Annotated in this window: 17 protein-coding genes and 2 pseudogenes; 4 read left to right on the forward strand and 15 right to left on the reverse strand. The window is 58.9% G+C overall.

Annotated features, from left to right (window positions below; all coding sequences use genetic code 11):
• Nucleotides 1–84 precede the first annotated feature (84 nt).
• The 3 genes from ACEN84_RS04495 (at nucleotide 85) to ACEN84_RS04505 (ending at nucleotide 2,707) form a co-directional block, all read left to right on the forward strand.
• The gene (locus ACEN84_RS04495; RefSeq protein ID WP_413708748.1) at nucleotides 85–930 is read left to right on the forward strand and encodes a transporter substrate-binding domain-containing protein; all 846 of its coding nucleotides are present in this window, start codon (nucleotides 85–87) and stop codon (nucleotides 928–930) included.
• A gap of 68 nt (nucleotides 931–998) precedes the next feature.
• Nucleotides 999–1,919, forward strand: a complete 921-nt coding sequence (locus ACEN84_RS04500; RefSeq protein ID WP_413708749.1) for an amino acid ABC transporter permease — start codon at nucleotides 999–1,001, stop codon at nucleotides 1,917–1,919.
• Complete coding sequence (locus ACEN84_RS04505; RefSeq protein WP_413708750.1) at nucleotides 1,919–2,707, forward strand: amino acid ABC transporter ATP-binding protein; 789 nt, start codon at nucleotides 1,919–1,921, stop codon at nucleotides 2,705–2,707. The genes ACEN84_RS04500 and ACEN84_RS04505 overlap by 1 nt, the downstream gene beginning before the upstream one ends.
• 5 nt (nucleotides 2,708–2,712) lie before the next feature.
• On the opposite strand, the gene ACEN84_RS04510 is transcribed toward ACEN84_RS04505, so the two are convergent.
• Genes ACEN84_RS04510 through ACEN84_RS04520 form a run of 3 tightly spaced genes read right to left on the reverse strand, consistent with a single transcriptional unit; the run spans nucleotide 2,713 to nucleotide 5,393 of the window.
• Nucleotides 2,713–3,651: an ornithine cyclodeaminase gene (locus ACEN84_RS04510; RefSeq protein WP_413708751.1), complete on the reverse strand. Its 939-nt coding sequence runs from the start codon at nucleotides 3,649–3,651 to the stop codon at nucleotides 2,713–2,715.
• Between the two features lie 11 nt (nucleotides 3,652–3,662).
• Nucleotides 3,663–4,361 (reverse strand): GntR family transcriptional regulator, encoded by a 699-nt coding sequence (locus ACEN84_RS04515; RefSeq protein WP_413708752.1) that lies wholly within the window; start codon nucleotides 4,359–4,361, stop codon nucleotides 3,663–3,665.
• Nucleotides 4,362–4,391: 30 nt separating this feature from the next.
• Nucleotides 4,392–5,393, reverse strand: coding sequence for an SIS domain-containing protein (locus ACEN84_RS04520; RefSeq protein WP_413708753.1), 1,002 nt, complete (start codon nucleotides 5,391–5,393; stop codon nucleotides 4,392–4,394).
• A gap of 790 nt (nucleotides 5,394–6,183) precedes the next feature.
• On the opposite strand from ACEN84_RS04520, the gene ACEN84_RS04525 reads away from it, so the two are divergent.
• On the forward strand, nucleotides 6,184–6,318 hold the full coding sequence (locus tag ACEN84_RS04525; protein ID WP_413708754.1) for a hypothetical protein: 135 nt from the start codon (nucleotides 6,184–6,186) through the stop codon (nucleotides 6,316–6,318).
• A 236-nt stretch (nucleotides 6,319–6,554) separates the two neighbouring features.
• On the opposite strand, the gene ACEN84_RS04530 is transcribed toward ACEN84_RS04525, so the two are convergent.
• From ACEN84_RS04530 to ACEN84_RS04585, 12 genes and pseudogenes are all read right to left on the reverse strand, one after another.
• Entirely contained in the window at nucleotides 6,555–6,686 is a 132-nt protein-coding gene (locus ACEN84_RS04530) for a hypothetical protein (protein ID WP_413708755.1), read from the reverse strand.
• Nucleotides 6,687–7,575: 889 nt separating this feature from the next.
• Nucleotides 7,576–8,916, reverse strand: coding sequence for a PQQ-dependent sugar dehydrogenase (locus ACEN84_RS04535; protein ID WP_413708756.1), 1,341 nt, complete (start codon nucleotides 8,914–8,916; stop codon nucleotides 7,576–7,578).
• Nucleotide 8,917: 1 nt separating this feature from the next.
• Nucleotides 8,918–9,361, reverse strand: coding sequence for a DUF2231 domain-containing protein (locus ACEN84_RS04540; RefSeq protein ID WP_413708757.1), 444 nt, complete (start codon nucleotides 9,359–9,361; stop codon nucleotides 8,918–8,920).
• Nucleotides 9,362–9,811: 450 nt separating this feature from the next.
• Complete coding sequence (locus ACEN84_RS04545) at nucleotides 9,812–9,964, reverse strand: hypothetical protein (protein ID WP_413708758.1); 153 nt, start codon at nucleotides 9,962–9,964, stop codon at nucleotides 9,812–9,814.
• Between the two features lie 274 nt (nucleotides 9,965–10,238).
• The gene (gene amyA / locus ACEN84_RS04550) at nucleotides 10,239–11,726 is read right to left on the reverse strand and encodes an alpha-amylase (protein ID WP_413708759.1); all 1,488 of its coding nucleotides are present in this window, start codon (nucleotides 11,724–11,726) and stop codon (nucleotides 10,239–10,241) included.
• A gap of 385 nt (nucleotides 11,727–12,111) precedes the next feature.
• Nucleotides 12,112–12,423, reverse strand: coding sequence for a hypothetical protein (locus ACEN84_RS04555; protein WP_413708760.1), 312 nt, complete (start codon nucleotides 12,421–12,423; stop codon nucleotides 12,112–12,114).
• On the reverse strand, nucleotides 12,420–12,848 hold the full coding sequence (locus ACEN84_RS04560; protein ID WP_413708761.1) for a hypothetical protein: 429 nt from the start codon (nucleotides 12,846–12,848) through the stop codon (nucleotides 12,420–12,422). Before ACEN84_RS04560 ends, ACEN84_RS04555 begins: the two co-directional genes overlap by 4 nt.
• A gap of 142 nt (nucleotides 12,849–12,990) precedes the next feature.
• Nucleotides 12,991–14,310, reverse strand: a pseudogene (locus tag ACEN84_RS04565) (type II toxin-antitoxin system HipA family toxin).
• A complete protein-coding gene (locus tag ACEN84_RS04570; RefSeq protein ID WP_162708784.1) occupies nucleotides 14,300–14,584 on the reverse strand; it encodes a helix-turn-helix domain-containing protein in 285 nt (94 codons plus the stop codon). Before ACEN84_RS04570 ends, ACEN84_RS04565 begins: the two are co-directional and overlap by 11 nt.
• A 409-nt stretch (nucleotides 14,585–14,993) precedes the next feature.
• Nucleotides 14,994–15,223: pseudogene (locus tag ACEN84_RS04575) on the reverse strand (transcriptional regulator).
• Nucleotides 15,213–15,800 carry a DUF6088 family protein gene (locus tag ACEN84_RS04580; protein WP_413708762.1) on the reverse strand — a complete coding sequence of 196 codons (588 nt, stop codon included), beginning with the start codon at nucleotides 15,798–15,800 and terminating at the stop codon, nucleotides 15,213–15,215. Before ACEN84_RS04580 ends, ACEN84_RS04575 begins: the two are co-directional and overlap by 11 nt.
• Before the next feature lie 335 nt (nucleotides 15,801–16,135).
• On the reverse strand, nucleotides 16,136–19,750 hold the full coding sequence (locus ACEN84_RS04585; protein ID WP_413708763.1) for a FecR domain-containing protein: 3,615 nt from the start codon (nucleotides 19,748–19,750) through the stop codon (nucleotides 16,136–16,138).
• Nucleotides 19,751–19,856 lie beyond the last annotated feature (106 nt).

Raw genomic sequence — 19,856 nt, forward strand, 5'->3', positions numbered from 1 at the left:
TATGTGAGAACGTTCTCTCGTGATCAACAAGAATAGATGGGGACGAGAACGTAGCTCGATTGCGGCTCACTTCCGGAGGGTTCAATGCTGAAATCAATTCTGACGACGTGCCTTATGACTGTAGCGATGTCACTGCCCGCGCTGGCCGATGTCATCCCGGCGCTTCATGATGCGCTGCCGCCGCAATATAAGGAAAAGGGTATCAAGGCTGCCGTCTTCAATGACTGGGCTCCTGACGAATTTCTGGACGCTGATGGGCAGCTAAAAGGCTGGAGCGTCGACATCGGCAAGGAAATGGAGGCGCGCCTGGGTGTGCCGTTCACATTCGAGGGCACGAGTTTCGATGCAGTCATTCCTGGCCTGCAATCCAAAAGGTTCGATGCGGGTTTTGCCTCCTTTGGCACGACGGCGGAACGGTTGAAGACGCTCGACTTCGTATCCCAGCGCCGTATCGGCACGTCCTTCGCTTATCCGGCAACAAGCAAATTGGACATCAAGACAGAGAAGGACGCTTGCGGCATCACGGTTGCGGTCCTGAACGGCGCATGGGATCTCGGTCTCGTGGAGAAGCTGAATGCCAACGAATGCAAAGACGACCCACTGACTATCCAGACCCACGGAACACAGGCCCAGGCGGAGCTCGCCGTACGCTCTGCCCGCGCGGAGGCGACAGTCGCGGGATCGGTCAAGCTGGCATACATGGCAAAGCAGACCGGCGACCTGAAAGTTTCGCAGCTGGTCCTTTCGGCAGTTAACAGCTGCATTGGTGTTCGAAAAGGCGATCCGCTCGGCAAGGTTCTGACCGATACGATCCAATCGATGATTGACGACGGTACCTATACGAAGATCATGGAAAAATGGGGCCTCAACGATTCCGGTGTGCTGAGCAAGGCACTGCTCATCACTGAAGAGAACCCCGCAGATCTCTAAGCGCAGGCGTGGCCGGCCCGGGTAAAGTCTCGGGCCGGCACGAAATGCCAATTTGAAGAAAGACGCGCATGTCTGAAGACCGCAGCCACCCGTCCATCCATGAAGTCACTGCCATTGCGGTACCGAAGATCGGTCATTGGATCGGTGGTGTCGCTTTGGCGGTCTTCGCGGTCATTTTCCTGCAGGTGCTTGTCACCAATGCCAACATGCAGTGGGGTGTCGTTGCCCAGTATATGCTCAACCCGGCGATCCTGTCTGGCTTGGGAATGACGCTCCTTCTGACCGCGCTTGCGATGGTGCTTGGCCTTGCGATCGGCGTCATCCTGGCGATCATGCGCCTATCCGGCAGTCACGTTTTCCAGCTTGCGAGTTGGGGCTGGATCTGGTTCTTTCGCGGGGTTCCGCCGCTGGTCCAGATGATCTTCTGGTACAATCTGGCGCTTCTGCTTCCCGAGCTGTCGATTGGCATCCCGTTTGGCGGTCTAAAGCTGGTGAGCTGGAATACCAATGAGGTCATTACGCCGTTCAGCGCGGCAATCATGGGCTTGGCCTTCACGGAAAGCGCTTATGCCGCGGAGATGATCCGAGCCGGTATTCAAGCCGTCAACACGGGCCAGACGGAGGCCGCTGCCACGCTTGGCATGACACGCGGGCAAACCTTGCGGCGCATTGTCCTTCCTCAAGCATTGCGCATCGTCATTCCACCAATCGGCAATGATACGATTTCGATGCTGAAGTTCACCTCGCTGGTATCGGTTCTGGCTTTGCCGGATCTGCTTTACTCCGCGCAGATGGTATATGCCCGCACATACCAGACCGTGCCGCTCTTGCTGGTCGCGACGATCTGGTACCTGGTGCTCACGACGATTTTGACCGCCGTCGAACATGCTATCGAGCACCGTTTGAAGGCCGAGCATCATTCAAGCAAGAAAACGCAAACCCGGACGTCGTTATTCCGTCTGTTTGCCCGTCAGCACGAGGCAAGGTGATGAGCGAGCAGATCAGCGAAACGCCGCTTCTGAAGGTCGAGCGCCTGCGCAAGAGTTTCGGTACCCATGACGTCTTGAAAGGCATCGACGTTGCCGTCAATCGAGGTGACGTTACCTGTATCGTCGGACCATCGGGATCAGGCAAAAGTACGCTTCTGCGATGCCTCAACTATCTGGAAAAGCCGACAGGCGGGGCGATCTTCCTGAACGGTGAGCCGGTTGGCGTGCGCTGGAAAGGCAAGCGGCTTTACGAGATGACCTTCAATGAACTTGCGCGGCAACGCCAGCGCATGGGCATGGTGTTCCAGGGGTTTCATCTGTTTCCTCATAAGACCGTACTCGAAAATGTCATCGAGGCACCAGTCCTGGTGAAGCGACTTGACCGCAATATCGCGGTCAGCGAAGCCATGGTGCTGCTTGAGCGGGTCGGCATGAAGGAGCGTGCGCATTATTATCCGGCGCAACTGTCTGGAGGTCAGCAGCAGCGTGCTGCAATTGCGCGCTCGCTGGCCATGAAGCCCGATGTCATGCTTTTCGACGAGCCAACGTCTGCGCTTGATCCGGAACTGGTCGGTGAGGTTTTGGCGGTGATGCGGCAGCTGGCCGACGACGGTATGACGATGGTCGTCGTCACTCACGAAATGGGCTTTGCCCGTGACGTTGCCGATCATCTGATTTTTATGGACGGGGGGGTCATCGTCGAGCAGGGCGTGCCCGTTGAGGTTTTGACGCGCCCGCAACATGAGCGCACAAAATCGTTCCTGGCGCGGGTGCTGGCTGACGCGTGAGCGCGTCAGCCGACGGCCTTCGACAATGCTGCTGCCGTGTAAAGGTCCAGGTGAGCGCCGCCGTTATTTTTGAATAACGTGATCTCGTCGCCTGTCGTTCTGCCTTGCATATGTCCGGTCACAAGCTCGAAGAGATCGGCGCGAATATCGCTCCAGGCGATCGCACCAGACTGAACGGCCTGTCGTAGGTCGCCGCCGCTTTCCATGTTGCTGCGGTTGTCGACAAATATCCGTGCGCCAGAAATCGCAGCGTCGTCTGCTTCACGAAGGGTTGGCAGATAAGCGCCAACGAGGTCCAGATGACATCCTGGGCGCAGCAATCGTCCCTTGATCAGTGGCTTGTCCGACATCGTAACGCATGAGATGACGTCAGCGCGAGCAACGCACGCATCGAGATCCTCACCGACGACAATCTCGATATCTTCTGTGCGCAACTGTGCTGCGACGAGCTCTGCCTTTGACGTGGTTCGGTTCCAGATGACCGTCCGTTTAAGGGAGGGGCGCGCTGCAAGATGAGCTGTGATGAAGTGGGGAGCCAGCGCGCCAGCTCCCACGATCAACAGTTCTTCAGCGTCTTCGCGCGACAGGATTTGCGACCCCAGGGCGGAATCTGCCGCCGTCTTGCGCGCCGTCATGGCCGCGCCGTCGGCGGCCAGTTGTGCTGCGCCCGTCGCGCCGTCGAACAAGACTACAAGGCCCTGGACAGCCGGCTGGGGAGGGTGGAGCCCGGCATTTTGCGGAAAGACGCCAACCATCTTGACGACAATGGGTCCCCCAGGCGCCCAGCCAGGCAGGGTAACAAACTGCGCCTCGGTCCCTGCCGGATCGGCCTGTACAACCACGTCGCTTTTCGGCATGGCGCCGAGATGTGCAGCGCGCAGCTCCTCGATCAAATAGGTCCAAGGTAGAGCTTTGTGAACGGCAGCAGCGTCGAAAAATTTCATCTCACAGTCTTTCAGGTCTTGATTGAGTAAGTGACCAGATGGCTCGGGGTCGTCAGTTTCGAGAAGGCAAGCGGTGTCCCCGCGCCGTCCATGACCGTCTTTTCGATACGGTAGACCGGCTGCGCAGTGGTGATCTTGAGGGCCTGGCATTCCTCGGTGGAGGCAAAGCCGACGTCGATCTGGCGTTCTGAATGGGCGGGCGTGACGCCAGCCTTGTCACGGAGAGCAGCATAAAATGATCCGCCGGCAGCAACAGGCTCGATAACGTCCGGGAACCTGGCCGCGTCAAACCAAAGGGTTTCGAGTGTCATCGGTCGGCCGCCGTCCTCGAGAAGACGATCAAAGCGAATCAGGTCTTCAGCCGCCAGGCGCTCGCGTACACGCGGTGCGTTCGCATCGTGTCCCTGGGAGAGTATGCGATGTCCGGCTGTGCGGCCAAGGCCGTCCATCGTTTCGGAAAAGCCCGACAGCGACACCAGGGTCTGCTGGATTTTCGATGGGGTGACAAGCGTGCCACGTCCCTGCTGGCGCTGCAGCCGGCCTTCCGCGCTGAGATCGCCAATCGCCCTTCTGAGCGTGATGCGGCTAACGCGGTAGCGCGCCATGAGGTCGGGTTCTGACGGCAGGAAGCTGCCCTCAGGATATTGGCCGGATTGGATACCGGCCAATATGGAGCGTCGCACCTGTTCGTAGAGCGGCAAGAGCTGCAAAGGTTCTTTCATCCGCTCCAGTCCTTTCGGTTAGTAGGCGATCTTCTTCATGTAACGGCGTGCCTCTAGCATTTCGTGCTTTCGAAGCTCGGCCACTTTATAGGCGAAACGCCAGAGCGTGTCGAAGAAGATCAGTGGCACGAGATTGCCTGCGAAGACCGGGTCGATGCCAGCAAGGTCGAGGCGCTCGGCGTCGAGAACAAGCAGGTTTTCGGCAGAGCCGAAGCGGTGAAGAAATCCATCCGCGCGCTCCTCGAGTGGACGGGTGCTGTCGAGGCCTTTCAGGAGAATAAAGCAGCGGTCCTTGTCGAGAACTTCGAACGGACCATGAAAAAACTCATTGGCATGGATCGCCTGGCTGTTGATCCACTGCATTTCCATAAGGACGCAGATCGCAAATGAGTAGGCCGCACCATAGCTTGCCCCACTCGCCATGGTGTAGATGACATCCTGTTTTGCAAATCGAGGGGCGAAGTCTTCGAATGCTGGAGCAAATGTTTCTTGAGCGCGGTCGATTGCCGGCTGAAGTGCGTCGAGGCTGGCCACCAACGGCTGCGTCAGATCTTCGCCGCCGGCGAGCGCAACGAGCCCCATGACGATCTGGTAGATACGAGCGTAATTGCTGTTCTTCGCGTCGATCGGCACGCCGGTCGTATAGGGCGCTTCGAAGCCAACGACATGATCTACCGCTGTGGCCAAGGGAGAGGCTGGCTCGACCGTCAGTCCGATCGTGACTGCGCCTTTGGAGCGCGCAAATTCCGCGGCTGCCGTGGTTTCCTTCGTTGTGCCGGTCATGGAGCAAAGGATGACGAGAGACTTTTCGTCGAGAGATCGTGGGGCACGTGAGACAAATTCTGCGGCGTTATAAACGTCGGAAGCAAGGGGCGAATGCTGATCAAGCAAGAATTTTGCAGGATGCATGATTGAAAGCGAACCACCGCAGGCGATGAAAAATACGTGCTTGATCGACTTGGCGTCGAGAGCGCCCAATGCAGAAAGAACACCAGCATCGTAAGACCGAGGAAGAGACATAGAAGCTACCTTTGATATAAGACGTCATAATACGTATTATTTACGTGGGCCTGTTGTCAAGGGCTGCGGGGGATGCATTCTTCGCGAGTGGCCGCTTCCATCAACATTGGCATTGCTGCGACTAGGGGCTGCGCGCCAGCGCTTGGCACGGTCTTCGATGTTTGCTGCGTGCAGCACTTCCCACCAGCGGAGGGCGGAGACCCAGGAGGGACTGACATTGGCGGGTTGACTGCGGTTTCAATGTTGCTCCAGCGGGCCGCCGAAGCCTGATCTTCATCGTCGCGCCCATCGGTTAATAGGAACGACCGATGGCGGCGCCGGCGCTGACGGACGGACCACGTCAATGCGTGAAGCGGCCTCCAAGTCTTTCCCGAAGAAGGCTCGATGCTGACGCCGGAGAAGTCGTCTGCCGGGCCGTTTTCGACCCTTTCTGAGCAGTCAGGCAGCCCGGCATATCCACCGAGAGGAGATTGTAAAGAAAATCCTCCTCGCATGCCAAACCGCGTCAAGGACGAGAAATTCCTTATGGGGCTGTGGCTTTGTTGACGACCACCGGTAGGGCCACACAAAAGCCGCACGACTATAGGCACTTGGCTCCCGGCAGGGCGGCTCGAGACCGGCCTGCCATCTGGATCGACCCATCCGCTTTAAAGCCCGCAACCGTGGCAGGACGCGGGCTTTATCGCGTTGAGCCGCGATGATGTAGCGGGCCAGAAAATCTCATGTAGCCATAGGATGTAGTCCTTATTAGCAAATTGCGGTTCACCGGGTTCACCGGCATGTTCGCGCCATGGAAGCAATGCCTCTTTACATGCGCCTGTCGTGGGCGGCCGCCATCGTTGTTTTCACACTGATCGGCATGTGGGTGCTCGATGAGTTTTTCATCAACGTCGAGCAAGAGGTCGAGTATCTTCAAGATGGCTAGCCGAATGGATGCTCACACCAATGAGGAAGGCACTGATCATCACCTCTACCGGCATGGTGCTCGCGGTATCGATACTTCGATTTTGCACCGCCCTCGCTTATATTCTGATCAGCCGAAAGGCCTAAGGCTGACGATCTTTGCGCTCTTCCTCACGGTACTGGTCCTGGGCGCCGTCGCCTTATCGTTCAGTGTCAGCGTTTTTAATTGAGCAGCCTTCTGGCTGCACTGCAGCTGGATTATCTGGTGCCGGCCGTGAAGGAGCGATCCACGCCGTCTGACAGAAGCAGGATGCCTCCTCCGATGATCCCGCCCCACATCAAGAGCGAAATCGCGGTTGCCAGAAGCAGGAACTTGGCGCGATTCGTCATGCCATATAGAGTTACCCTTAGGGCGAAAGCCGGCAACCGATGGTTCGCTATGGTACATATTGGCCGGTATGCCGCACCTGATCCCGCCAGCTTCGGAACCGCTCACCCACCATTGTCGCCAGTAGTCATGGGTTAGAGGTGTAGCGTTTGCGATTTAAATCGGACCTAAGTCCGATAGGCGCACGGAATAGCTATCCCATCTCCCTTCGCGTCAACGGAGTGCAACGCATGCTTTGGTGGGTTCTGACGGTATATCTTGTTCTTCAAGCGGCCATCTTCGCGGTGGTGGGCGCGATGGTGATTAAACACGTCCTGAGCAAGCGGCGAGAAGAAAGTAGGGTAACTGCAAATAGCAACGTTGCCGAAGAGCAGGGAGCCAGGACCGCCGCGACGTCTTGAACTGTGGAAAATTTACCTTTACGCAACGGCAGTTCCATTGCATCAAACTGATTGTGTACTAAGCTTTTTCCATGGCGTTGGAGGACGCTGCGGAGGGATCGACATGAGCATAAGCGACGCTGCTGCAGCCATCATTGTTTCACTCGAGCTTTCAGCGCTGATGTGGCTTTCCGCGTGGCATTTGGTGATCGGATAGCAGCGCAGTTCATGGGCGCTTTCGGGGGCATCTGAGATGGCTCGAACCGCACTGATTGTGTAATTGTCTGCTCAGCCGGCAGCGTTCAAATCTCCAACTCTGTCCGCCATGCTCGAAGAGCCGGTGCCATCTGCTGTTGTTGCGGATAGCAGATGAACCAGCCAGGAAGTGGCGCGGGCCGCGCATCGAGACAACTTACCAGTCACCCATCCGGCCGTGGCCTGATTGCCGATCTCGATGCCATAAACACCAATTGAAGCTGATGCAGCCGGGCGGCAAAGCCCGGCAAGACTGCTATTGCGCGGAAACGCGCCAGACGGTGTTGCCGACATCATCGGCAACCAGCAGCGCCCCCGAATTATCGAGTGCCACGCCAACCGGGCGGCCGCGGGCCTGCTCTTGGTCATCGAGGAAACCTGTCACCACATCCTTGGGCGAACCGTCTGGCTTGCCGCCATTGAACGGCACGAAGACCACCTTGTAGCCGTTGAAGGCGCTGCGGTTCCAGCTTCCATGCTCACCGACAAAAGCGCCGCTGGCATAGTCCTGCGGCAGGCTGGTACCCTTACTGAAAACCATACCGAGCGGCGCCACATGCGAGCTCAGCGCATAGTCGGGCGCGATCGCCTTGGCGACCATATCCGGCCGCTGCGGCATGACGCGCGGATCGACATTCTGGCCGTAGTAGCTGTAGGGCCATCCGTAGAACGCGCCGTCTTTCACCGAGGTCATATAGTCCGGCACCAGATTCGGCCCGAGTTCGTCTCGCTCGTTGACCACCGTCCACAAGGCCTTGGTCTGCGGCTCGATGCTCAGCCCGTTCGGATTACGCAGGCCACTTGCATAGATGCGATGCCGGCCGGTCTGCCGGTCCACTTCCCAGATCGCAGCGCGGTCCTTTTCGGCCTGAATGCCATTCTCGGTGATATTGCTGTTAGAGCCGACCCCGACATAGAGCAGAGAACCGTCGTCGTTGGCCGTCAGGCTCTTCGTCCAGTGATGGTCGATCGGCCCGCCGGGCAGTTCGGTCAGAACTATGCCGGGATCGGTGATCTTGGTTTCGCCGGGCACATAGGGATAGCGCACGATCGCATCCGTGTTGGCGACGTAGAGATCGTTGCCGACAAGGACGACGCCGAAAGGCGAGTTGAGGTGATCGAGGAAAACGTCATGCACCTCAGCGACACCGTCGCCATCGGCGTCCCTCAGGAGCGTGATGCGGTTGCTCGCCTCGTTTCCACCACCGCTTCCGCCCGTCGCGAATGACTGGACGAAGCCCATAATGAGGTCTTTGGGGCGCTTGGCGGATGCCTCCGGCGGTGCGACGGATTCGACGGCTAGGATATCGCCGTTCGGAAGCGTATAGACCGAGCGGGGATGCTTGAGGCCTGAAGCGAGCGCCTGGATCTTCAGCCCGCTTGCGACCTTCGGCGTCTCGCCATCCTTCCAGCCGACGACCTTTGCCACATGCATCGGCGGGATGAGATATTGCGATTGCTCCGGCAACTTCGGATTGGGGCCAATTACGCTGCCCGGATCAGGCTCGTCGCCGCTGCATCCGGCAAGCAGCACAGCGGTGGAGGCAAGCAGGACCGCAGCGGGAATCGCGTGGCGCGCAACAGAGTGTATGGTCATCTCAATATCCTCCCGCTATGCGCCGTTCTGTGATCGATCCACAGACGGCGACGAGGATCATCAGCACGAAGGCGACTACCGACAGCGCCAGACCTGTCGGGACTACGGAGGTCCAGGCGTCGCGGCTATGGATGAAGGCGTTGAAGAGCGAGACGACGAATACGGCAATGTTGCCGAGCACGTAAAGCAACGCCGCCCCACCCGCAAAGCGGAACCGGCCGCGTGCGAGATCGACAAGGCCCGCAAGCAGAGCCAGCCCGCCAAGCAGCAAACCGGCCGTCAGCAGCCAGGCCGAGAAATTCGCCCAAGTCATCTCCGCTGTCTGCGAATAGGCGATGTCTGTGATCAAAGCGCCGGTGAAACACGCGGCGGCGAAATGCAGTGGGATGGCGCGCAGCGACGCCCTGTAGCGCCGAATTGGAATGCCTGAAGTTGAATATGTCATGGTCCTCACCCGAGCGGGGCCTTGCCCGCTGCGGATAAACCTTGCGGAATCCAGTTTGTTCCGGCGTTCACGCGATTGAGACGAGAGCGCAGGCGCCCGGGCCGGATGCCGGCGCCGCCAGTCTTCTGCCGACTGCAGCGCGGTGGCGATCCGCTTGTCGCTGAACGGCTTTCCAACAATGGCAAGGCGCTATTAAAACCTTGCGATACCGCGCGCGGGCGCGCCAGCACCGTTTCCGCCGCCGAGTACCCCGTCGAAGCGAATAAGGTCGCCGCCTCTGCCCTGCGCCACTCCTTTGTCGAAGGCTCCATTGTCGGCATCTGTTTCTCCTTCTTCTTCAGGGTAAGGAGCTTATCGAGCTCTTCCCTGTGCGCCTTGTGCGTGTCAAGGTTCGGAACCGAGCTTCTTCAGGTTCAGCAGCTTCCAGCGCATAGCGGGACGGTCTGCCGCCTACCGCAAGCCGATGGCTTCAATGTCCGGATCGCCGTCACGTAACGTCGTCAGGAACCTTTGGGCAGTCGCGACGAGGCGGGCGCCGACGTCAGCGATCAGGCGTTCCCTCGTTGCGATGAGATCGTCGGGAGTGACGGGTATGGTTGTCATGCCGACGAATTCGCGGGCGCAGGTGTCAACGAGATTGCTGAGTGACTGCCGGAGCAGCTCGGGCGCCGGGCGGGAAGAGCTGGCGACAGGACAAAGAATGTGCGGAAGAGCTCGTCGGTGACCCTTTTTTCTCATAGAGGAGCTTAACGCCGAACGGGCACACGCCTCGCCGGCTCCACCGTCGCCCCTCAGTGGCGGATGATTCCGTCGCATCCGCCACCTTCTGGAGTGCGTGTAAACAGACGTTTGCAAGAGGCAGCGCTGATCTTGTGTCCTAAAGAACGTTCCGGCACACCCAGACACTAACGCTTCCACCGTTTGTGGGGAAATCGCCGCGACCGTGTTGATCCGTAGTCACTTCAGCATCGTGATGACCGAGAAAGTCGACGAACGCCGTATTTGCCTGGTCCGGACCAAGCTCAAGAAACAGATTTCCGGCGTCACCGTTAGACATGGTCACCACGCAACCGGGATCGGTATCAGTTCCCTGGCGGACGAAACCGATAACGTTGGGGCTTTCGAAGCGATCGATCTGAACGCCGTTGGCAAACCGTCTTCGGGCCTCAATTAGTCTCGGCAAGCAGCCGATCAGGGGCATTTGCACCTCCTGGTGGCTGCCGTCGTCTCCCGCATCGCTGTAATTGGCACCGTATAAGTCGGGATAGAAGACGCAGGGCGTGCCTTGTTCGCGCAGGAGGATCAAGGCATAGGCCAGGGGCTTGAACCACGGTTCAACCGCCGCTTCGAGCGACTGGAGAGGCTGTGTGTCGTGATTGTCGACCAGTGTCACCGCGTGCTCGGGAATGGAGGAAACGAGTGAACCGTCGAAGATCGTTCGCATGTCGAACTCTGCGCCCGCTTTGGAGGCCTCATGGAAGCGGTGGTGAAGCGCGACGTCAAAAAGCATCAGCTGGCTGTCAACGAGGTCAAGATAGTTTGCAAGCGTCGCCATTTCGGGGTGCCAGTATTCGGCAACCACGAACAAGTCTGATCCGAGGGTATCGCGCATATGGCCGACCCAGTCTTTGAAGAACCATGCCGGGATATGTTTCGCGGCATCCAACCGGAACCCCGATACAGGAACCTGTTCGGAGAACCAACGGCCCCAGTATTTCAGCTCCTCGTATACAGCCCTGTTGCGGAATTCGACATCAGCGCCCATCAGGTAGTCGAAATTGCCCATCTCGTCATCGACTTCAACGTTCCATTGGCCCTCGCCATACTCGTTCAAAAGCCGGAATACTCCGGTCTCATCGGGTTCTTCGATGACGTCGACGCCGCTAAAACACTGCTTGTCCCATATAAACTCGGAGTACTTGCCGGATCGTCCCGGAAACGTGAACCGGGTATGAGCGAGGGCCTCGATATCGTCTTCTTCGATCTGTGTCCGGTCGTCGGAATTCACGCGTCGGACGACGACGCGCTCCTTCTCGTCCGCTCCCATCTTGTGGTTCAGCACAACGTCATGGATCGGACGCAGGCCGTGGTCATTTAGGGCTTTGCAAGCTTTCTCGAGTGCATTTCTGTCGCCGTATTTTGTCGCGACGCTTCCCTTCTGGTCGAATTCGCCGAGGTCGAAGAGATCGTAGGTGTCGTATCCGACCGATTTTGCGCCGGAGGCGCCTTTGTAAGCTGGCGGCAACCAGACGTCGGTAATCCCCAACGCCGAAAGTTCGCCAGCTTTCTCGGCTACCTCATTCCAAAGAATGCCTTCGCCTGGCGAGTACCAGTGGAAAAATTGAAACAGCGTACGTTTGCTCATGTTGTTTCCGAGGTAAGAGCGCTTTGTTCGTGGAGCATGACAGGCGCGATGAACAAAATAGGATCGGCGTGCCAGAGGGGCTATCGGATTCGATGGGGAAGACGGCAGTTGGTCAGCAGTTCATGCAGTGTCGCAAATTGTCCAAACAATGCGAGAAGATCGCGCTCTTGCTTTTCGTCCAGTCCGTGTCGAGCAGCGAAGTCGAGTACTCGGAAAATCCGCCGATCTCGATCTGTCACAATTGATTTTGTTTGGAAATGACTACTCATCAAATGGCCCCCGCTGAATGCGCCGAAAGAACGCCCACCCTGGCGATTGGTTCCGAACGACGGTGATAAGGAGGATATAGCAGAGCTGTCACGGCAGGGTCGCATTCACACTGTGACTATTTGCAGCGTAGTGGCGCTTGCAAACTAGCTTGCCCGTATCGCTTGGGTATTACTACGGAAAGATCGCCCGTTCGATCGAACTCATGGCGTAGCGCAAGCAAGGCAGGACCGGCTGCGCTCAGGCACAGCCCACGAGAAGCATTATAGATGGCCTGACAGTTGATCGGCGCGCGGAAAGGCGTTGGCGACGATGTCTTGCATGAGCCGGCGCCGGCAAGGACGAGTGTTGCCTCCTCATCGGTCACGACGGCAAGGCGCTGCTCCGGCGTCAGCGGGTTCTTCTCGATCTTGTCGAAGAAGCCTTTCATGCCGGCGAGGTCTGAATCGATGAAGCGCTCGATGGCAGCGCGGAGTACGTCGTCGGGATGTCTTGGAACGCGCGGACGGCGATGAGCTGTTGCTGCTCTTCTGAAAGGACGCCGTCAGGGATGGTGGCTAGCAAAGCGTTGATGATGGCTGGGGCTCGCGAGAGGAAGGGTGAGAGAAGGCAGGCGGCGGGGTAGCGGCGGGGCTGGCCAAGGCGCGCTATCACTTCGGACAGCGCGGTGAGTTCGCTTTGTGCCGCTTCGAATTGCCTGAGGAAGTGGGTGCGGAAGGCTTCTTTGGCCCGCAGAAATAAAGCCGGCGGCATCGTGCGGCGTGACGCCCGCCATCTTGCGCTTCGGCCGCCGGCCAGCGGTACCTCTATCGTGGTGAACCCCAATATGCGGTGATTTGCGCCGGGCCTGCCCATGATGAAAACGGCGCCTGACGGCGGCTGCCAAGGAAGGTGATGCCGGAGGCGGTCTGCTCGGCAGCCCATGAGGCATGGCCGAGGAAGCGGGGGAATGCTCCCGGCCGGGTGCGTGTTTTGAGTTGCTTTGGCGCTGTCATCGTCAGGCGCCTGCGCTTGTGAGCAGCGTGTTGTGGGCGGTGCGGAAGGCATCCTGCAGCGCCTTGTGGTTGGCGAGTCCTTCAAGGGCGTAGCTGTTGAGAAACTGGCGTCCGGCGAACAGCTTGCGGTCGACGGGGCTGAGGTCTGCTTCATCGCAGATCTCGTGCCAGAGCTTGGCGATGGTTATGATCTGTTGTTCGATGAGCGCGGCGGCTTGGGCCTCTTTCAGGTGATAGTCGGGCGCGGCAGCGAGCAGAGTGGCGAGCGTGCTGGCACGGCCCTCGCTCTTGATGAGCATGGCTTGGGTGGCTTCACTGCCGGTGCGGCCTTGCGGGCAGATGTCATGGCCGGCGTGAGCGTGAGCATCTTGCCGTCCCAGAAGGCGGCGTGGTTGCGGGCGTGGTCGTCGGTATTGCCGCACAGCACGTTGAAGCAAATCCGCCCGTAGAGTTCCTTGAGCGTGTCTTTGGAGTTACTGAAGCGGTGGCGGATGAGTGCGGCCAAGTCTTCGTAGGAAGCGTAGCGGGCCATCATCTCATCGAGACCGAGTATGGTCAGGGCCGAGACCATGGCGCGGCGCGTCCAGCCGTCCTTTGTGTGGGTGCGGTCAAAGCGTTCGATCAGCAGCACGTCCTTATTGGCCGCGCGGGTCATCGACACGGGGGCGGCGTTGAGCCCGCAGTCGGCTGCCAGCTTCATCGCGATGAACTCGGCCTTCACAACGCTGTAGGTCGTTGGCGGCTGAGAATTTAGCGATGAATTTCCTTGTTCCGTCGTCGATGAGCGCCTTGGGACGCGCGCCGCCGATCGACGTGCCGTGATTGAGGGCTTGGTCGAGCGCCGGGGTGAGGGGGACGCCTTTTTCGATAAGGGCGGCTCCCTCCATGAGCTCGTCAAGCGATGCCTGTGCGGCAAGGCGGGGGACATACTCCGTGGCCGACGCCTGGACATCGAGGGCGCCAATCCGGTCGGAGCCTGACTGGAGCAGGAAGTTCAGCTCGCTTATCTCGGGTACGCCGGCAACATCAGGTTTCTTACTCGTCAGCCTGTTGATGATGACGCGGCGGCCCCACGCGTCCGGCGAGCCGTCGCGAATGCAGCTCGCCATCGACAGGCCGTTGACGGGCGCAATGACGCCCTCCTGAAGGGGCAGTTCAGGCTCGTAGATGGGAATGGCGCTCTTACGGCGGCGGTAGCTGGCGCCGTAGGTAAAGAGCAGGCGCTCGCCATCCTGGTCGAGGCGGCCGGCGACTACTGGTTCCGTCGCCCTGGGAAGCCACATCCAGACAAAGGCTTCGGTAGCGTCCGCCTTAGAAGTCATCATCGACCTCCTTTACGGCGTGGCGGACGCTCTTGGGCAGCAAGGTCAGTTTTTCGTCAAGGCGGGCATTGTGCATCTGAAGCGTGCGCTCGTCATAGTCGAACAAGCGCACGCCGACGATTGAAGCGACCTCGAAGACGATGCCGATCTCGGGGCCGGGAGCGCCTTTTTCGATGCTGGATAGGGTCGTGCGGCTGATGCCGGCGCGGTCGGCCAGTTCCTGCGCGGTCAGGCCGCGCCCGGCCCGGCCGACGCGGATCAGCTTGCCGAGCATGGCGAGCGCTTGGTGCGTGACTCTGGAGTAGCTTCTCTGACGGGGCACGGCTATACCTGCTTGTTCATTTGAGTGGACATGAGGCTTCCTCGCGTCCAGAATTTTGTACATCGTGCCATGAGCTCGGTGGACAGTCAAGGATTGTTCATTTGATTGGACATAAGGCTATCTCGTGAACAGGATTTTGAACAATATTGGGTGCCGGGGGCGGTCAGGCTATCCGCGGTCGGGTATAGCGCTTGAGGCAGCCGTCGCCGAAGCCTGCGCATTCTGCAGAGCAGTCTCAAATACTCGTGAAGGCCCGTGATGTAGGTGATGGCCTGCGCCTCACCTCATTTATCAAAAGTGTCGCGCCAGATCTTATCCTGGGCCGCGTCTGCGCGGGGATAAAAGCGATAGGTCACCATGATCAGCGCTGCGTGTTACGGCGGATCACATCCTCTGCCGTCACGGCCAGAAATTCGCTGTCATCGGCACGCATGGCCGGACCAAGCTGCTTCTGCAGGTTTTCCCAGGCTTCTTCACGGCTCTTTAAGCGCGCCGTATCAGAGCGCGAATGTATTCGGCCCGAAACCTGCCGGACGTGGAAAGTGGTATGTGAAGGACCCGATTGTGCCTATGGAGGAAATCAGCTGGCATTTGGATCTGCGGCGAGGGTACTGAAGAATTTCCGCGTGCGCACCATGCCGTATTCCTTGGCAGCACGAGTGATGGCGGAGCGATTGCCTTGCAGGGCACGTTCCTTCACTCGGGCCAGCACCTGATCGCGGTCCTCGGCCAGCTGGTCGAGATTGTTGACCAGGTCGACCAGTAGGAATTCTCTGGTCAGGGTTTTGGGGAAGGCTGGCTTTCTGCGGAACTCGAACTCTCGGCCGCCCAGCATGAAGTTGCCATGGCGCTTATGGTTATAGACGACGGTCTTATTATAGAGCTGCGTGGCTCCGACACCCAGACTGTTATATGCATTGGGCGAGGTGACGAGGTAACGGTCATCCCTAAGGAAAGCCTCAACGAGCGCGTCATCCTCGGCGGGGGCTTTGCCGAACGCGGTCTGCTTCGGCCGGTGATAGACGCCGGTCGACAGCTTGGTCAGGTATCCCTCTGCCAGCAGCTGCTGAAGATGCCGATCGACCGACGACGACCATTGGGCGAGATCCTCCCGGCGGTAGACCTTGCCGGACCGCAGATGCCTTTTCAATTCCTGTAACTTCGTCATGAGTTAGCTCCTGCACTAACCATAGCGACATATGGTCGTGAATGCAATTTTTTTCAAATTTCCTGCAATTGCGGTGACGGATCAGCGGCTAAGAGTACTGGAGTAATTGAATTATACAGCCAAATTTCTCGATGATCTCTACTACTCGAATAGCGAAAACCCGGAACTGATTTTCCCTATGGAAGATCGTGCACGACAGCGACACGTGCCCGTGTCAAGGCTTTGTACAGCTTGGCATGCGGGAGCTGCCCGAGATCGCTCGCCATTGGTCGGTCGAGGACTGTGACAGGCTCTTTAGCTAAGCGAGAGGCGCAAGGCAGCGGCAACTGCTGGCCTCAAAACCGTCCCCTTATGGATGCGGAGATTGTGCGCGGGGAGCCCGGTACGAGCGGAGCGACGTCGGCGTCAGCATCGAAGAGATTGGAAACCGCAACCGTCGCAGACAGGTGACGATCCTCCGATTCCCAGCTCGCTGCAAGGTCGGTCAGGAAGACCCCGTCCATCTTACTGTAGTTGAACGGATCGGCCGGATCGGGAAATGATGGCCGCTGACCGAGGTAGGTTTCGGCGACCGTGAACCGGATGCGTTGCGGGCTGACATAGTTCAGTCCAACGCGAGCGACATTCTCAGGCACCGTGGGCACCTGGTCTTCCGTTTGTGGCGAATCGCCCTTTGACCAGACGTGGCTATAACTGGCAAATGCGCTCAGGCCATTGCCGATCCAGTAGTTTCCCGTGACCGAAAGGCGATCGAACGTCGCGTTCGGAATGATTGTGCTGAACGTATATACCGGAACGGACAACGCGAGGTCTTTGATATCCTGATGTTGATATTCGACGGATGTGAAAAGGCGATCCGACCACTCGCTGTCCCAACGCAGGATCGACGTGTCGACCAGGCGCGTACCATCAGGCACAGCGTCTGATCGAAGGCCGACGATATCGATGGGCGCAAGCGTGTTGAGGTTGTTAAACGGTGTCTCGCGCAGGAAAGCCGCTCTGAGATACTGACCTTCGGTTGGTGCCCAAGCAAGGCCAACTCGGGGCGCAAACGTGTCCTCTTCGAAACCGTTGGTCTCGGAGGTCTCTCCAAACAAGGTGGTTTCGAAGCGCAGGTCCTTGGTGATGTCGATCGTCGTTCCCAGCCAAGCGCGGGAGGTGTCACCGCGGACCGTCGGCAGCGTCACTGGTGTGCGAATAAAGACGCGAGGCGCGGCCAACAGGTAGTCAATGATTGCTCCCGACGTCTGGGTTTCTACATGTCCGGTCTCCGCGCCCCATCTGACGACAAAGTCATCGGTCGGCTCAAACGTGTGGGAAACGCCACCCTTCAGAGTGTACTGATCCTCCTGTGTCTCGATATCCCGGCCAATCCCGGGAGCTGGAACGTCGAACAGAGCGTCCAGGCCATGGCGATCGATATAGGAGCCGAAGACCCCGAAATTGAGGATGTTGTGGAAGGCGAAGGTGTGGCTCCACCCGAGGAAGCTATTCACGCCGTCGGCATCGAGCCGATCTCCACGTGTGATTTCGAAGCCGTGGATATCGACGCCGGGAAAGGAAATCCCGCCTTCGGCATGCACAAAGTTCAGATGTCCCACAAAACGGTCATCAGGAGTCACCTGAATTCCGAAGTCCATCGTCGAGTTCAGGTTCTGGGCGTCCTGGTCTGCGTAAGACGGATCAAGATAGGAATAGGTCGTGCTTGTGGTAAACGCGTAGGGCAGGGGATCGTAACCAAGGCGTTGATAGCTGGCGGTACCATTGACGCCCACATCTGAGCTGGTCGCCGTGATGCCGGTTCCAACCTCGACTTCCTGGAAAGGCACGCGGAAGAACGAGGCATGCATGCGCGGACTGGCAATCGCTTGCGGGTCGAGCAGGAGGCCCTGGACGTACGCGGAATAGGCCGCATCGTCGCCGGAGTTCGGTTCGCCGAGCGCGACTGCTCCGGGAGCGGTAAAGTACGGCCTGACGCTTCCCGAAAGGGCTTGGTCGAAATAGCTGGCTCCCTGGAAAGGGTCGAAGGTCCGGTCGCCCCAGTACCGGCCCCAGGCGTCAAGCGATGCAAAGCGATAGACGCCACCGAGTGTCGAGCCGAAATCGCCGCTGGATTCGACCGACGCGTAGTCACCGCCGCGCGCCTCCGTTCGCCGAACGGACTCCTGCGCAAACCGTATGGCGTCGTCCATCTGATAGAGATCGACCGAGAGCAGTGCGCGAAACTGCGCGGGTTCCGGATCGAGTGGATCGAGCTTGTCGGCCAGCTCGAACGACTGGCTCGCCGGATCGCGATCACCGTTTGCTGCGTAGGTTGCTCCCAAGCGGAGCAGTCCGTCGGCATAGGTAGGATTGGCGGTCGTCGCCTTGAGCATATCCTCCGTCGCTCCAGCGGTGTCGCCGCTTTGCAGCTTGTAGCGGCCGCGCTGGAAGAGCGCGATTTCGAATGCAGGGTCCGCCGCGATCGCCTGGTCGATGACGATTTTGGCTTTCTTGTTCCGGCCGCTTGAAAGAAGCAGACCGGCATAGTTGGCAAGCGGTTCAGGAGCCATCGGGTCGGCGGCGATGGCCCGCTTGTAGGCCGCTTCGGCCTCCCTGACCGCACCGCGTGCACTTTCCAGGAGAGCGAGGTTGTTCCAGTATTCAGAGACGGCCGGCTCCAGTTCGGCGGCCCGACGGGCGTCGACCAAAGCCCCTTTGACGTCGCCTTTTACATAGCTGCGGTAGGAGGCCCGGGCGTCAAGCAGAGCTGCATCGTTCGGATCGATTTGCTCACCCTTGGCGATGGCTGCGGCCATGGTGTCGAAGTCGGATGCAAGCAGGGCGCGGTTTGCGATTGCCGCCTGATAACGGACGTCGCCTCCAAACCTATCTTCGTTTCGCTTGAGAACGTCGACCGCTTTTTGAGGCGACTGCAGGACGGCGGTGAGCATATCCTCACCGAAAACCGACGCCCGCGAACCTGAACGCGAAGGAGGTGTGAAGGAGCGTGTCGGCGTTGCCAGGGACCTGGCAAAATAGGCCTGGTACTTGGCCTCGACACGTGCATCTCCCTTCAAACCGGCCCTTGCTCGATCGAAGAGTGCGGCTGCCTCTTTGTAGCGATGATCGTGAGCGGCGATCTTTCCCTCGATCAGGGAGACGCGCGCATCGTCCTCACGCGAAAGCCTCCTCATGCGGGCCTCAGCGATGGCCTGCTTGGCAGCTTCTCTTCCGGTTCGGGCGAACGCCACCTCTGCCGCTAATGCATAGTCAGTGCTCTGCCACCGCGAGCGGGGAAGTGTGTTCAGTCGGCGATCTGCCTCTGCAAGGCGTCGGACCTCTGCAGTTGATGTGATGGATTGATCGAATGCAGACCTCAGCCGGATGTTAAACAGCATCTGCTCGCGGATGTTTCTGCCGACTGCGATGATCTTCGACGGGGCAGACCCGAGTGTCGCGGCCGCCGACTCGCCCTCAGCAACGGTGACCTTACCCTGAGCATTGGCAAGGTCGACCAGGCCTTCGATGACAGAGAGGGTGGTCTTGGTTGCCGAGACCGACAGGGTCCAGTCGGTTCCTCGAATGGCTGCGCCGGCGGAAGGTGTGTTGATGGTTACGCCGGAACCTCCGCGCGCTGCGCGCCCGTACATTTCGCCGCTGTTAAGGTCGAGCGTTACGCCTCCGTCAGCGCGCACCTCTTTGACGACGAGAACGGAATTTCGCGACAACCGGATTTGCGTCCGGTCTGCGAACAGGAGAGCCACCTGGCCCAATGCATTGGTGCGGATGACATCGCCAGCCTTGACATTCTGGAGGACCTCGACGTTACGGGGAGAGGGCGCTTCCACCAGTGCGATATCTTCACCGGTCCTTGTCTGGATTACCTGACCGGATATGGTTGGCGTTCTCGGTGTCGGATCGGCAAAGGCCTGAGAACTGGCCGTCAGAAGCAACGCGACGGCAGTCATTGCCGTTCTTGGAATAGTCCTGGACATTGAAACTTGCCCCCGCAAGAAGAGCCTTCGTTATAGGTCCAGACTAAACTGTGTAAGATGCGGTTATATCTGATCAGGT

The sequence above is a fragment of the Rhizobium sp. Rhizsp82 genome (genome assembly GCF_047325115.1).
GTDB lineage: Bacteria > Pseudomonadota > Alphaproteobacteria > Rhizobiales > Rhizobiaceae > Rhizobium.

Bases quoted from the DNA above. Each gene is read 5' to 3' on its own strand.
- ACEN84_RS04560 (WP_413708761.1), bottom strand. From the start codon at position 12,848: ATGGGCAGGCCCGGCGCAAATCACCGCATATTGGGGTTCACCACGATA.
- ACEN84_RS04530 (WP_413708755.1), bottom strand. From the start codon at position 6,686: ATGACGAATCGCGCCAAGTTCCTGCTTCTGGCAACCGCGATTTCGCTC.
- ACEN84_RS04495 (WP_413708748.1), top strand. From the start codon at position 85: ATGCTGAAATCAATTCTGACGACGTGCCTTATGACTGTAGCGATGTCA.
- ACEN84_RS04525 (WP_413708754.1), top strand. From the start codon at position 6,184: ATGGAAGCAATGCCTCTTTACATGCGCCTGTCGTGGGCGGCCGCCATC.
- ACEN84_RS04510 (WP_413708751.1), bottom strand. From the start codon at position 3,651: ATGAAATTTTTCGACGCTGCTGCCGTTCACAAAGCTCTACCTTGGACC.
- ACEN84_RS04545 (WP_413708758.1), bottom strand. From the start codon at position 9,964: ATGACAACCATACCCGTCACTCCCGACGATCTCATCGCAACGAGGGAA.
- ACEN84_RS04520 (WP_413708753.1), bottom strand. From the start codon at position 5,393: ATGTCTCTTCCTCGGTCTTACGATGCTGGTGTTCTTTCTGCATTGGGC.
- amyA (WP_413708759.1), bottom strand. From the start codon at position 11,726: ATGAGCAAACGTACGCTGTTTCAATTTTTCCACTGGTACTCGCCAGGC.
- ACEN84_RS04555 (WP_413708760.1), bottom strand. From the start codon at position 12,423: ATGAAAGGCTTCTTCGACAAGATCGAGAAGAACCCGCTGACGCCGGAG.
- ACEN84_RS04500 (WP_413708749.1), top strand. From the start codon at position 999: ATGTCTGAAGACCGCAGCCACCCGTCCATCCATGAAGTCACTGCCATT.
- ACEN84_RS04585 (WP_413708763.1), bottom strand. From the start codon at position 19,750: ATGACTGCCGTCGCGTTGCTTCTGACGGCCAGTTCTCAGGCCTTTGCC.
- ACEN84_RS04570 (WP_162708784.1), bottom strand. From the start codon at position 14,584: ATGCTCGGCAAGCTGATCCGCGTCGGCCGGGCCGGGCGCGGCCTGACC.
- ACEN84_RS04540 (WP_413708757.1), bottom strand. From the start codon at position 9,361: ATGACATATTCAACTTCAGGCATTCCAATTCGGCGCTACAGGGCGTCG.
- ACEN84_RS04505 (WP_413708750.1), top strand. From the start codon at position 1,919: ATGAGCGAGCAGATCAGCGAAACGCCGCTTCTGAAGGTCGAGCGCCTG.
- ACEN84_RS04580 (WP_413708762.1), bottom strand. From the start codon at position 15,800: ATGACGAAGTTACAGGAATTGAAAAGGCATCTGCGGTCCGGCAAGGTC.
- ACEN84_RS04535 (WP_413708756.1), bottom strand. From the start codon at position 8,916: ATGACCATACACTCTGTTGCGCGCCACGCGATTCCCGCTGCGGTCCTG.